The following is a 13068-nucleotide window of genomic DNA, read 5'->3' as shown; positions in this document are numbered from 1 at the left end:
CGCTATTCGCTCCGGCTCGCCAGCGCGTTGACGGCGGCAACGGTGATCGCGGAGCCGCCGAGGCGCCCCGCGACCGTCAGCGCCGGCGCCGGCGGATCGGCCATCAGCGCCGCCTTGGATTCGGCCGCACCGACGAAGCCGACCGGGCACCCGATGATCGCCGCCGGACGCGGGCAGCTTTTGTCTTCCAGCATGTTGAGCAGATGAAACAGCGCCGTCGGCGCATTGCCGATTGCAACGATCGCACCGGCAAGATGCGGCCGCCACAGCTCGAGCGCCGCGGCCGAACGGGTGTTGCGCATCGATTGCGCAAGTGCGGGCACGGTCTCGTTCCCAAGCGTGCAGATGACGGCGTTGGCCGCAGGCAGCCTCGCGCGCGTGATCCCTTCCGAGACCATGCGCGCGTCGCACAGGATCGGTGCGCCTCTTTGCAAGGCGGCGCGCGCAGCTCCCGCCATGCCTGGCGTGAAACGGATATGCGACTCCAGCCCGACCATGCCGGCGGCGTGGATCATGCGCACCACCACGGGCTCCTCGTCCGGCGTGAAGCGGGCAAGATCGGCCTCGGCCCGGATGGTCGCGAAGGATTGCCGGTAGATCGCCGCACCATCGGTCTCGTAGCTATGCGGCATCAATTCCCTCCCACCAGGATGGAGGGATCGCTGACGATGTCGGCGCCGCTCAGGCCGCGCTGGACCGGCTCATCGCGCGTCGAGCCGCCGCGGACGAGATCGAAGCCGGCGCGCGTCGCGACCAGCGTGACCGCGGCCCTGCCGGAATGGGCGCAGCCCTTGCCGCAGCCGGAGACGTGCAGGCGCGCATCGGCGGCGATGCGCGGCGCGAGCGCCGCGGCCAGCGCGCGCGTATCGGCATGGGCTTCGCGGCAGCGCGGCGCGCCGCTGCAGGCGATGACGCGCAGCGCAGGATCGAACGGCTCGGTGACGAGGCCCGGCGCGCTCGGCATCTCGCGCCTGCCTTCGCTCAGCAGCATCCGCCAGGGCGTCATGCGCAGCGCATGTCCGCTACCGGCGAGGTGGTGCAGCGTCGTGTGCAGCATCTGTCCGAACGCGACGCCGACCATTGCGCCTTGCGGATAGTGCCCGGGCCGCGAGGCGGCCATCACCGGCGCAGGCTCGGTCTCGCCGCGCAGCGATTGGGGCAATATCGCCCCGGACGCGATATGCGCCGCCATCCGCCCTCGCCCACCCCTGGCGCCACCGGAAACCAGGAACCAGCTTGCGAGCGCCAGCGCCATGCTCACGGCCTCGCCGCGCGCGACGGAGCGGCCGAGCCTCGCACCGTCGGCCCGCACCAGCAGATGGCCCGAGCGATCGCGCTCGATGCGGATGTCCGCGGAATCGCCGGCAAGCACCCGCGACCTGCCGTCATCGATGGCGAACCCGAACTTGGTCGGAAGCGCGAGGCCGCACTCGGCGAGCGCCTCCTCCAGCTCGGCAGCGAGCGACTGCGTTTCGTCGCCGCCGCCCCAGAACGGCGTCACCAGAATGTTGCGCCGGGCTTCGATCTCGGTGTCGGGATCGAGCAGCCGCAGTTGCGCAAGGCCGTCGAGCAGCGGGCGATGGCTCTCTTCGCTCACGCCCCGGATCTGGAGATTGGCGCGGCTCGTGACGTCGATCAGGCCATTGCCGTGTTGCCCGGCGAGTTCGGCAAGCCCGGTGATCTGTGGGGCTTCGAGGCGCCCGCCGAACGGGCGCACCCGCACAACGAACCCATCGCCCGACAGCATCGGGCGCAACGCGCCGGGACACCAGCCTTTAATTGCGGAAGCGCTCATGAGGCCTCCCGCAGCGCCGCCGCGATCGAGTTGCGGCGCGTCTGCCACAGCGCCGCATCGTGCAGGCGTGCAAAACAGGTCTCCATCGCGGCAAGCGCCGACGGATTTTCACGGGTCATGAAGGCGCGGACGTCGTCATTCCCAAGCGTCGCATCATAGGAGAGATCGAACAAATGCGGAGGCACGGCGCCGGCAAGATGAGCGAACGCGGCCATGTGCTCCAGCGTCGCGGTGATCTCGGCGGCCCCGCGGAAACCATGGCGCATCATGCCGGCGATCCAGGCCGGATTGGCGGCGCGCGCCCGGACGACGCGGGAAATCTCCTCGGTCAGCGTGCGCGCATGCGGCTGCTCGGGGCGTGTCGTGTCGAGATGATAGAGCGCCGGTCCTGCCGCACCGAGATGCGCTGCGGCGGCCGCCACGCCGGCTTCATGCGCGGCATAGTCGGCGGCAAGCAGCAGGTCGGTTTCCGGCAAATCCTGGACGTGGACGAAGGCATCGGCAGAGGCGAGCCGCGCCTCGATCCCGGCGCGATCGTGCTGCATCTCGCCATCGGCCGAGAACGCCCAGGACGAGGCCGACAACCACGCTTCGCCGGCGGCATCCCGCGTCTCCGGCGTGAAGACATCGGGGATCGCCGACAGGCCGACGCCATGCTGGCCGGGACGCGGCGCGAACACACGGGAGGCGCGGTGGCGATACGGATTCTCCTCGCCCTCGTCCTCGCGCGCGGCGAGCGCCTCGGAGGCGGCCTCGAACAATTGCGCAAGGCCGGAGAAGACGTCGCGAAACAGGCCCGAGACCCGCAGCGTGACGTCGATGCGGGGGCGGCCGAGCTCGGCCGGGGCGATGATGTCGTAGCCGGTGACGCGGCCGGAGGCGTGATCCCAGCGCGGCGCGAGGCCGGCCAGATGCAGCGCCATCGCGAATTCCTCGCCCGCGGTGCGCATCGTCGCCGAGCCCCAGAGATCGACCACAAGGCCCTTCGGCCAGTCGCCATGATCCTGCAGGTGACGGCGCAGCAGCTCCTCGGCGAGCTTTATCCCCTGCGCATGTGCCGACGGCGTCGGCACCGCGCGCGGGTCGACGGCAAAGAGATTGCGCCCGGTCGGCAGCACGTCCTGGCGACCACGATAGGGCGAGCCCGACGGTCCCGGCGCGACGCGCTTGCCGCCAAGCGCAGCAAGCAGCGCACCGCGCTCGGCGTCACCGCAGGCGCCGCGGCCGAATACATGAAGGCCGTCGCCGAACTGGCTCTCCTTGAGATCGCAGACGAAGCGATCGATCCGCGGAATCGCCTCGGCCGGCGCGGCAGAAGCATCGAGGCCGAGATCGTCTTCGAGACCGGCCGCACGCGCTTCGTCGCGGATCGCCGCGATCAGGCGCTGGCGACGTGCGGGATCGAGACCATCGGCGGTCGAATATTCGTCGAGCAGACGTTCGAGCCGCCGCAAGCCGTCCGGCACCGCGGATGTTTCCAGCGGCGGCGGCAGATGGCCGAGGGTAACCGCACCAATGCGGCGCTTGGCCTGCGCAGCTTCACCGGGATCGTTGACGATGAAGGGATAGATGACGGGAAAATCACCAATCAAAGCTTCCGGCCAGCAGCTTGACGACAGCGCGACGGACTTTCCGGGCAGCCATTCCAGCGTGCCATGGGCGCCCATGTGCACGACGGCATCGATCCCCTGGGCGCGGAGCCAGAGATAGAACGCGACATAAGCATGGCGCGGCGTGCGGGCGAGATCGTGATAATCGGCATCGCGCGTAGTCGCATCGCCGCGCTCAGGCTGAACCGCGATGACGGATTTGCCGCACGCGATCGCGGCGAAGTGAAAAGCGCCTTCGCGGCAAGCCGGATCACTCTCCGGCACGCCCCAGGCTTGCGCGAGATCATCCTGTAGGGATTGCGGCAGGCGCGAAAGCGCCGCGCGATAATCGGCAACGCTCCAGCTCAGACTCTGCTTCAGCAGCGTCTCGCCGAGCGCATCAACCCGCGCGACATCGAAACTAGCCTCGGCGAGATCCGACGTCAGGACCTCGACCGAAGCCAGCGCGTCGAGCCCAACCGCATGGGCGATCTGGTGCGGCCGCCCCGGATAGTTCGAGAGCACGATCGCGACCAGTTTCTCGCCGGCGGGCTTCTGTGCAAGGCGATGCCAGGCCGCAACGCGCGCGGCGACGGCCTTGACGCGCTCCGCGTCGGGCCCGTGCGCCAGATGGGCGAATTGCAGATCGGGATCGCGCATGCCTGCCGACTTGAAGCTCACAACGCCCGCGAACAGGCGGCCGTCGACCTCGGGCAGCACCACATGCATGGCGAGATCGCCGGGCGAGAGACCGCGCAGCGACTCCGCCCAGTCCTCGCGACGCGCCGTTGAGAGCGCGACCTGGAACACCGGGCAAGGCGCGGCATCGAACGGCGTCGTGCCGTCGTCGCCGACGGCCGAGAATGCCGTCGCGTTGACGATCGCGGCCGGAGGATGTTGCGCGAGATGCGCGCGCAGCCAATCGGCGACGCCGGGCGCTTTCAACGAGGTGACGAACACGCCGTAGGAGTCAAAGCCCTCCTCGCGCAGCGCGGCAATCAGGGCATCGACCGGGCCCGTATCCGCGGCCGTGAGATACGAGCGATAGAAAGTCACCAGCGCGAGCGGCCTGCCCGCACTTGAGGCCGGCGCAGCAATGACGCCGCGCGAGGGATCGTAGAAGCCCATCTCCGGCACGGCCAGCTCGCCGGTGACCGGTCCGGCATAAAGTCCCGAGGCCAGCGCGAGCTGCGCGATCGCCGCCTGCGCGGCGACCGGGCCGCCGGTGTCGCAGAGCACCTTGAGCCGGCGCAGCGTCGACAGGGGCAAGGTCGAGTAGGCATCGAGCCGCGTGTCGTCGCGGCCGTCCGCCGGCAGCACGGCGAGCACGATGTTGCGATCTTTCGCGAGCTGTTGGAGCGCCGCGAGCCCGTACGGCCAATAGGATTCCCCGCCGATCAGCCGCACCAGAATGCCGCGCGCCTGCGACAGCGTCTTCTCGATATAGGTGTCGACCGAGAGCGGATGGCACAGCTCCGCGAGATTGGCGAGCCGCAGCGACGGCAGGCTATGGCGGCCACGCCGCCAGCCGGCTGCGAAGGCGGCAAGGTCGGAATCCGAATACGAGAGCACCACGAGATCGGCCGAGTCCTGGCCGATGTCCCTGGGCGTCGCGGTCTCCTCCAGACCGCGGCTCTCGCGGAAGACGACGTGCATCAGATACCAAGTCCTGACCTGATCGCGGCCTCATCGATATCGCCGTGCTCACCGATCACGACGAGCTTGGACTGCCTGAGACCTGCGCCCCAGGGCTTGTCGAACTGGTGACGCACGCGCTCGCCCACAGCCTGAAGCAAGAGACGCATCGGCTTGCCCGCGACGGCGATATAGCCTTTGGCGCGCAGCACGTTCTGCTCGCGCGCCAGGCGCTGCACGGAGGCAACGAGTGCATCGACGTCGGCAACTTCCGGAAGGTCGATCACGACGGAAGCGAAATCGTCGTGCTCGTGCTCCTCCTCGCCGTCATGATGCGAGGGACGCGCGGCGAGATCGTTCTCGGCGGCGGCGCCGAGGCCGAGGATGAGGCGGGCGTCGATCGCGCCGTCGGTCACCGGGAGCATCGGCACACGTCGCGGCATCTCGGCAATGATCGCAGCCTTGGCGGCTTCGATGCCGGCGGCGCCCGCGAGATCGGCCTTGGTCAGCAGCACGATGTCGGCGCAGGCGATCTGGTCCTCGAACACTTCCGACAGCGGTGTCTCGTGGTCGAGATTGATGTCCGCCGCGCGCTGCGCCTCGACGGCGTCAGGATCGGGCGCGAAGCGGCCGGCCGCCACGGCCTCTGCATCGGCGAGCGCGATCACGCCGTCGACCGTGATGCGCGAGCGGATCTCAGGCCAATCGAATGCCTTCAGCAGCGGCTTCGGCAGCGCCAGGCCCGAGGTCTCGATCAGGATGTGATCGGGCCGCACCGGGCGCGCCAGCAATTGCTCCATGGTCGGAATGAAATCGTCCGCGACGGTGCAGCAGATGCAGCCATTGGCGAGCTCGACGATGTTCTCTTCCGGGCAGTTCGCATCGGCGCAGGACTTCAATATCTCGCCATCGACGCCCTCGCTGCCGAACTCGTTGACGAGCACGGCGAGCTTCCTGCCGTCAGGGTTTGCGAGCAGATGCTGGATCAGCGTCGTCTTGCCGGAGCCGAGGAAACCGGTGACCACCGTGACCGGAACTTTTGCGAGCGAGCTCATTCGGCGGCCTCCGGGGCGATTGCAATGGGGGGAATGCGGGCAAGCGACTGCTTGCGGAAGATTTCGGGGCGGCTGCGCCAGGGCACCAGCCCGTCCGGCGCGGCCGCATAGGCCGCAGCGCCCGCGACCACGTCCTGCGCGTTCGCATCCGACAGGCGGCCATAGACATAGGACCAGCGGCCGGGCGCGCTCAGCGCGACGGAACAGCCTTGGCTGCACGCCGACAGGCATTCGACGGGAACCACGTTGACGCCCTCGGGCACGCCGGCCTTGAGGATCGCACCGTGCAGGCGCTTGCCGGGCGTCGTCTCGCCCTCGCCAAGCGTCTGGCCGGCACGGCAGGTGATGCAGACGTGAAGTGTGACGGTCATCGCCTCTTCCAGATAACAGCGGGAGGCGATGAGGCACACGGACCGTTCGCCAGAAGGTCCGTTTCCCCGTCGCGGAACACCCCGTCCGCCGGTCCAAAACTCGTCCGCGCTGGCAGGTCTCCCGGCTTGCGGAGCAGGGTTTTGCCCTTCGATCCCCGCCTTCCCGATTTCCGTGGAAATCAGTGGCTTTGGGCATCTCTCCGGTCACGGTCGCGGGGGCGGCTGCATTTTGGACCCCAATCTTGCCGATTCGGACCCTATCGCATTCCCTCTTCGCCTGTCATAGGACAGGAACCAACGCCGGGCCACCATTTGCCGGTGGCCGCCTCTTGTCAAGCCGAAGGACCGGATCCAATGACGCCTGAACCGGACACCCAAACAGCTGAGGAAACCGACGCCCGGCACGCCGCAAAAATGGCGAAGAAGAAAGCCGCCCGCGACAAGATCATGGCGAGCAAGAGCGGCGAGAAGGGCCTCATCATCGTCCATACCGGCGCCGGCAAGGGCAAGTCGTCCTCGGCCTTCGGCATGATCGTGCGCTGCGTCGCCCATGGCTTCCCCTGCGCGGTGGTGCAATTCATCAAGGGCGCCTGGGACACCGGCGAGCGCCGCCTGCTCACCGGCCATTTCGGCGAGCTCTGCCAGTTCCACGCCATGGGCGAAGGCTTCACCTGGGAGACGCAGGACCGCGCCCGCGACATTGCCGCCGCGCGCGCCGGCTGGGAGAAGGCCAAGAAGCTGATCCTCGACGAGAGCTTGCGCATGGTCGTGCTCGACGAGATCAACATCGCGCTGCGCTACGACTATCTGGACATCGCCGAGGTCGTCGACTTCCTGACCACCTCGAAGCCGCCGCTGACCCACGTCGTGCTCACCGGGCGCAACGCCAAGGACGAACTGATCGAGATCGCCGATCTCGTCACCGAGATGACGCTGGTCAAGCATCCCTTCCGCTCCGGCATCAAGGCGCAGGCCGGCGTCGAGTTCTGATGCCGATGGCACGCGCGCTGATGATCCAGGGGGCCGGCTCGGACGTGGGCAAATCGCTCATCGTCGCCGGCCTTGCGCGCGCGTTCACGCGGCGGGACCTGCGCGTGCTGCCGTTCAAGCCGCAGAACATGTCGAACAACGCCGCCGTCACCGTCGATGGCGGCGAGATCGGCCGTGCCCAGGCGCTCCAGGCTCTCGCCGCCGGCGTGGAGCCGCACACCGACATGAACCCGGTGCTGCTGAAGCCCGAGACCGATGTCGGCGCGCAGGTCATTGTTCACGGCAAGCGCATCGCCACCGCACGCGCGCGCGACTATGCAGCAATGAAGCCCTCGCTGATGAGCGCGGTGCTGGAGAGTTTCGAACGCTTAAAGGCGCGCGCCGACCTCGTGCTGGTCGAAGGCGCCGGCAGCCCGGCCGAAGTGAACCTGCGCAAGTCCGACATCGCCAACATGGGTTTTGCCCGCAAGGCCGACGTACCGGTCGTGCTGGTCGGCGACATCGACCGCGGCGGCGTCATCGCGCAGCTCGTCGGCATCAAGACGGTGATCGACCCCGAGGATGCCGCGATGATCCAGGGCTTCGTCATCAACAAGTTTCGCGGCGATCCCACGCTGTTCGACGACGGCTACCGGCTGATCGAACACAAGACCGCCTGGCGCGGCTTCGGCGTGCTGCCCTGGTTCACGCGCGCCGGCGAGTTGCCGGCCGAGGACGCGCTGGGCCTGAGCGACGCGCGCAAGCCCGGCCAATGCAAGATCGCTTGCCTGGCGCTGTCGCGCATCGCCAATTTCGACGACCTCGATCCGCTGAAGCTGGAGCCCGGCATCGATCTCGTGATGGTGCGACCGGGTGAAGCGATTCCAGGGGACGTCCGCCTCGTCATCATCCCCGGCTCGAAATCCACCCGCGGCGATCTCGCCTTCCTGCGCGCGCAGGGTTGGGACATCGACCTGCTCGCGCACCATCGCCGCGGCGGCCACGTGCTCGGCCTCTGCGGCGGCTATCAGATGCTGGGTCGCAGCGTTGCCGACCCAGATGGCATCGAGGGCCCCGCGGGCGATACGCCCGGACTTGGGCTGCTGGATGTCGAGACGGTGATGAGCCCGCAGAAGACGCTGACGCGTGTCGCGGCCGTGCATGCCGCCACGAAGCAGGCGATCCAGGCTTACGAAATCCACATCGGGCGCACCGACGGACCGGATCGCATCCGCCCCTTCGCGACGCTGAACGGTGAGTCCGAGGGCGCGATCTCGCGCGACGGCCGCGTGCAGGGCAGCTATCTGCACGGCCTGTTCACATCGGATGATTTCCGCAAGGCGTACCTGGCAAAGCTCGACATTCCCGCCGGCAACGAGCCCTATATGGGCCGGGTCGAAAGCGCGCTCGAGGCGCTGGCCGATCACATCGAGCAGCATCTCGACGTCGCAGGCCTGCTCGCGCTAGCGCGCTAGCACTTCGGCAAGGCGTGTCCATTCGGCTTCGCTGCCGGGAAGCCCGAGGCGCAGCCATGTCGGCTCTCGCGCAAACACGCGCGACCAGATATGGCCATGAGCCAGCTTCTCCTGCGCAGCCAGCGCGTCAGGCGTCTGGTAGAGACGAAACAGCGGCGTGCCGCCGACCAGCGTCCAGCCTTGCGCGCGCGCCATCTCGTCGAGGCGGACGCAGTCCCGCGCAAGCCGCGCGGATGTGGCCTCGGCCCAGGCATCGTCGCGCAAGGCGCGGCAGCCGATCGCGATTGCTGCGCCCGAGACCGGCCACGGACCCGAGAGTTCAGCGAGTCCGGCGATGTCGGCGGCATTGCCGACGGCGAAGCCCAGCCGCAAGCCGGCAAGCCCGTAGAATTTTCCGAACGAACGCAGGACCAGCAGCCCCGGCCGATCCGCTTCGGATGCAAGCGACAGCAGCGGAACGGCGTCGACAAAGCTCTCGTCGATCACGAGGCGGCCGACGCGCGGCGGCAGCGCCAGCAAATCCTTCGGCGCATGATTCCGGCCGTCGGGATTGTTGGGATTGACGACAATGGCGAGATCCGCGCCGGCCAGCGCGTCGAGTTCGCCAGCCTCCCGCACATCCCAGCCCGCGGCCGACAGCACGCCGGCATATTCATTATAGGTCGGCGCGAGGATGCGCGCGCGGCCTGGCGGCGCGAGCTGCGGCAGCAATTGAATGACGGCCTGCGCGCCGCCAAGCGCGACGATCGGCGCGCTGGTGCGATAGGCGTGCTGCGCGGCCCGATGCAGCGCCTCGATCTCGGCACGCGAGGGCAGCGCGCTCCACGCACGCGCGCTCAGTTCGCCCACGGGATAAGGCGACCGGTTGATGCCGGTCGACAGATCGATCCAGTCCTCGGCGCGTCCGCCAAAACGCTCCTGGGCTTGATCGAGATTTCCGCCGTGCTCGCGCATGCCCCGTTCTTTCACGCGAAGGCCAGGATCGCAAGCACGCCGGCGAGCAGCAGCATAGCGCGGCGATAGACCGCCAGTCCCTCGCCGATATCCGCGGCAAGCGGATCACGCGCGCCCCCGTTGAGCCAAGGTTCGTTCGTAATGCTGCCGTGATAGATGCGCGGACCGCTGAGGCGCACGCCGAGTGCGCCAGCCATCGCCGCTTCGGGCCAGCCGGCGTTCGGCGAGCGGTGACGGCGCGCATCGCGCGTCATGCATGACAGCGCCTCGGACCGCCTCGGCGCCAGCAGCACGAACAGGAATCCGGTCAGCCGCGCCGGGATGAAATTGGCGACATCGTCGATGCGCGCCGCGGCCCAGCCAAAGGCTTCGTGCCGTTCGCTGCGATGGCCGATCATGGAGTCCAGCGTATTGATGGCCTTGTAGCCCAGAATGCCGGGAAGACCGAACAGCGCGCCCCAGAACACCGGGGCGACGATACCGTCGGAGGTGTTCTCGGCAAGACTCTCGATCGCCGCACGCGCGATGCCGGCCTCGTCGAGCGCCGTGGGATCGCGACCGACGATGCGCGAGACCGCCGCGCGGGCGCTGGCGATATCGCCGGCCAGCAACGGGGTCGCGACTGCAGCGACGTGATCATGCAGCGAACGCAGCGCGACCAGCGGCCAGGCCAGGATGCCGATCAGTACACTCTCGATCCAACCTTTTGGAAGCAAGGACTGAATCATCCAGCCGAGCACAGTGGAGACTGCAATCACCAGGAGCGCTCCGGCGATGCCCGCCGCACGGCGCAGCGCCGGAGCATCGGAGGCGCGATTCCAGCCGCGATCGATGGCCGCAATCACCTGCCCCAGCCAGGTCACGGGATGGCCGATCCGCGCGAACAGCCATGTCGGCCAGCCCAGGAAGGCATCCACCGCCATCGCCACCACCATCGCGCCCGCAAAGCTCAATCCCGCCTCCTGTCCGCCCCTGTTGCGCAAAGCAGGGCGCGAGCGCAAGCCCCTTCGCGCTTGATTTCGGCTTTGTCTTTGACCGCGTTTGATGATTAGTCAGGCCCAAAGGAGACCTTGATGGCCGTCATCTTGATCACCGGCGGAGCGCGATCCGGCAAGAGCAAGCGCGCGGAAATGCGCACGCGCGCCTTTCCCGGGCAGCCCGTCTATGTCGCAACGGCCGAGGCGCTCGACACCGAGATGGAAGCGCGTATCGCAAAGCATCGCGCGAGGCGCGGAACCGACTGGATCGAGCGCGAGGTGCCGCTCGATCTCGTGTCCGCGCTGGTCGCGAGCGATGGCGGCGGCGCGCGGCTTGTCGACTGCCTGACGCTGTGGCTCTCCAATTTGATGCATGCGACACGCGACTGGGAACGCGACGTGACCGAGCTCGCCAGCGCCCTGCCCCGTCTGAAGAGCCCCGTCGTCCTCGTCACCAACGAGGTCGGCCTCGGCATCGTGCCCGACAACGCGCTGGCGCGCAGTTTTCGCGATGCCGCGGGGATCATGAACCAGATGATTGCGGCCGCCGCCGACGAAGTCGAATTCGTCGTCGCCGGCCTTCCCATGAAACTGAAATGATGCCGCGCGCCGAGCTTCTCAAAGACATCGTCGCCGATCTCAGGGTGGCGGCATCGTTCGTGACGATCCTTCCCGTGGCATCGTCGAAGCCGGCACCTGACGGCGCAATCGCGCGCGCGACCTGGGCGCTTCCCGTCGCGGGAGTGCTGGTCGGCCTCGCCGGCGCTTTCGCCTACAAGGTTGCCATGTGGTTCGGGCTGACGCCGAACCTTGCTGCCCTGCTCACCCTGGTTACGACCGCCCTCATCACCGGCGCGCTGCACGAAGACGGTCTTGCAGATACCGCCGACGGGCTCGGCGGCGGCCGCACACGCGAGCGCAAGCTGGAGATCATGCGCGACAGCCGGATCGGCACTTACGGCGTCTGCGCGCTGATCCTCTCATTCGGCCTGCGCTGGAGCGCGCTCGCGACCATCGCCGATCCGGTTGCCGTCGCACTCGCGCTTTGCGCCGCGCATGCTGCTGCCCGCGCCGGCGTCCCGGCCTTCATGGCCATGGTCCCGCACGCTCGGCCGGACGGGCTGTCGGCAAGCGCCGGCGCGCCGCCGGGCCGGAGCATCGCCCTCGCCTTTGCCGTCGGGATGCTCGCGCTCGTCCTGGCTTTGGGGCCGGGCAAGGCGCTGGTCGGCCTCATCCTGCTGTCGCTCGCCGGATTGATGCTGGCGCGGCTTGCGATCCGTCAGATCGGGGGGCAGACCGGCGACATCCTCGGCGCGTTCGAGCAGCTGGGCGAGAGCATCATCCTGCTGGTCGCCGCTTCCTTCCAGATCGGAGGCTGATTCATGGTCGAATTCGACGACAGCTTCCGCCGGCAATTGCGCGAGCTGTTCGTATGGCGCCGCGACGTGCGCCGCTTTCGCAGCGATCGTCTGCCGGACGGCGCCATGGACCGCCTGATCGAGACCGCCTGCCTCTCGCCCTCGGTCGGCCTCAGCCAGCCCTGGCGCTTCGTTATCGTCGACGATGCCGTGCGCCGCCGCGCCGTGATCGACGATTTCAGGGCGTGCAACGCCGATGCGCTGAGCCGCTATTCCGGCGAGCGCGCAGCGCGCTATGCCACGCTGAAACTGTCGGGCCTCGAGCAGGCGCCCGGCCATCTCGCCGTGTTCGCCGACAAGACCGTCGACATCGGCCACGGTCTCGGCCGCGCCACCATGCCGGAGACCACGGAATATTCCGTGGTCGCCGCCATCACCGCGATGTGGCTCGCCGCGCGCGCCGAAGGCATCGGACTCGGCTGGGTGTCGATCCTCAATCCGGATCGGATGCACGCCATCCTCGACGTGCCAGCCAGCTGGAAATTCATCGCCTATCTCTGCATCGGCTATCCCGAAGCCGAATGCGACCGGCCCGAGCTCGAGCAGGTAAAATGGGAGCATCGGCGCGGGGCGGACGAGTTTACGTTAAGGCGTTAGAGGCCGGCCCAACTCCATCCTCCGTCATTGCGAGCGCAGCGAAGCAATCCAGATATCTTTCCGCGGAGGGATTCTGGATTGCTTCGTCGCAAGGGCTCCTCGCAATGACGGGATGAGAGAGCGATGCGTCGACTCACTCTCGTGCCCCGGACGCAGCGCAGCGTCTCTTCGACGATGCGCTGCTGAGCCGGGGCCCATGCATCAGCGAGCCACAGGGGCTGCTGGGTCCCGGC

At 68.1% G+C, this 13068-nt stretch carries 12 protein-coding genes and 1 riboswitch; of the genes, 5 read left to right on the top strand and 7 right to left on the bottom strand.

Features of this window, described 5'->3' with window-relative positions; all coding sequences use genetic code 11:
- Positions 1-2: 2 nt before the first annotated feature.
- The 5 genes from DCM79_RS30105 to DCM79_RS30085 are packed head-to-tail and all read right to left on the bottom strand — an operon-like array spanning position 3 to position 6445.
- On the bottom strand, positions 3-632 hold the full coding sequence (locus DCM79_RS30105; protein ID WP_257177669.1) for a precorrin-8X methylmutase: 630 nt from the start codon (positions 630-632) through the stop codon (positions 3-5).
- Entirely contained in the window at positions 632-1795 is a 1164-nt protein-coding gene (gene cobG, locus DCM79_RS30100) for a precorrin-3B synthase (RefSeq protein WP_257177668.1), read from the bottom strand. Before cobG ends, DCM79_RS30105 begins: the two co-directional genes overlap by 1 nt.
- Positions 1792-5040, bottom strand: coding sequence for a cobaltochelatase subunit CobN (gene cobN / locus DCM79_RS30095; RefSeq protein ID WP_257177667.1), 3249 nt, complete (start codon positions 5038-5040; stop codon positions 1792-1794). The genes cobG and cobN overlap by 4 nt, the downstream gene beginning before the upstream one ends.
- A complete protein-coding gene (gene cobW / locus DCM79_RS30090; RefSeq protein WP_257177666.1) occupies positions 5040-6074 on the bottom strand; it encodes a cobalamin biosynthesis protein CobW in 1035 nt (344 codons plus the stop codon). The genes cobN and cobW overlap by 1 nt, the downstream gene beginning before the upstream one ends.
- Positions 6071-6445: a DUF1636 domain-containing protein gene (locus DCM79_RS30085; protein ID WP_257177665.1), complete on the bottom strand. Its 375-nt coding sequence runs from the start codon at positions 6443-6445 to the stop codon at positions 6071-6073. The genes cobW and DCM79_RS30085 overlap by 4 nt, the downstream gene beginning before the upstream one ends.
- A 93-nt stretch (positions 6446-6538) precedes the next feature.
- A riboswitch (cobalamin riboswitch) is annotated at positions 6539-6759 on the bottom strand.
- Positions 6760-6799: 40 nt separating this feature from the next.
- Here DCM79_RS30085 and cobO point away from each other — a divergent pair.
- Both cobO and DCM79_RS30075 read left to right on the top strand, forming a co-directional pair.
- Positions 6800-7435, top strand: a complete 636-nt coding sequence (gene cobO, locus DCM79_RS30080) for a cob(I)yrinic acid a,c-diamide adenosyltransferase (protein WP_257177664.1) — start codon at positions 6800-6802, stop codon at positions 7433-7435.
- A 5-nt stretch (positions 7436-7440) separates the two neighbouring features.
- Positions 7441-8889, top strand: coding sequence for a cobyric acid synthase (locus DCM79_RS30075; protein ID WP_257180891.1), 1449 nt, complete (start codon positions 7441-7443; stop codon positions 8887-8889).
- Here the strand turns inward: DCM79_RS30075 and cobD are convergent.
- Positions 8878-9843: a threonine-phosphate decarboxylase CobD gene (gene cobD, locus DCM79_RS30070; protein WP_257177663.1), complete on the bottom strand. Its 966-nt coding sequence runs from the start codon at positions 9841-9843 to the stop codon at positions 8878-8880. The genes DCM79_RS30075 and cobD overlap by 12 nt on opposite strands.
- A gap of 11 nt (positions 9844-9854) precedes the next feature.
- Positions 9855-10796 (bottom strand): adenosylcobinamide-phosphate synthase CbiB, encoded by a 942-nt coding sequence (gene cbiB / locus DCM79_RS30065; RefSeq protein ID WP_257177662.1) that lies wholly within the window; start codon positions 10794-10796, stop codon positions 9855-9857.
- A 120-nt stretch (positions 10797-10916) separates the two neighbouring features.
- Here cbiB and cobU point away from each other — a divergent pair, with 120 nt between their 5' ends.
- The 3 genes from cobU to bluB are packed head-to-tail and all read left to right on the top strand — an operon-like array spanning position 10917 to position 12835.
- Positions 10917-11420: a bifunctional adenosylcobinamide kinase/adenosylcobinamide-phosphate guanylyltransferase gene (cobU, locus tag DCM79_RS30060; RefSeq protein ID WP_257177661.1), complete on the top strand. Its 504-nt coding sequence runs from the start codon at positions 10917-10919 to the stop codon at positions 11418-11420.
- Positions 11417-12199 carry an adenosylcobinamide-GDP ribazoletransferase gene (gene cobS / locus DCM79_RS30055; RefSeq protein ID WP_257177660.1) on the top strand — a complete coding sequence of 261 codons (783 nt, stop codon included), beginning with the start codon at positions 11417-11419 and terminating at the stop codon, positions 12197-12199. Before cobU ends, cobS begins: the two co-directional genes overlap by 4 nt.
- Before the next feature lie 3 nt (positions 12200-12202).
- Positions 12203-12835 carry a 5,6-dimethylbenzimidazole synthase gene (gene bluB / locus DCM79_RS30050; RefSeq protein WP_257177659.1) on the top strand — a complete coding sequence of 211 codons (633 nt, stop codon included), beginning with the start codon at positions 12203-12205 and terminating at the stop codon, positions 12833-12835.
- Positions 12836-13068 lie beyond the last annotated feature (233 nt).

Source organism: Bradyrhizobium sp. WBOS07 (genome assembly GCF_024585165.1).
In the GTDB taxonomy this organism is placed as follows: domain Bacteria; phylum Pseudomonadota; class Alphaproteobacteria; order Rhizobiales; family Xanthobacteraceae; genus Bradyrhizobium; species Bradyrhizobium japonicum_B.
This window is presented reverse-complemented; position numbering and strand designations above follow the sequence as displayed.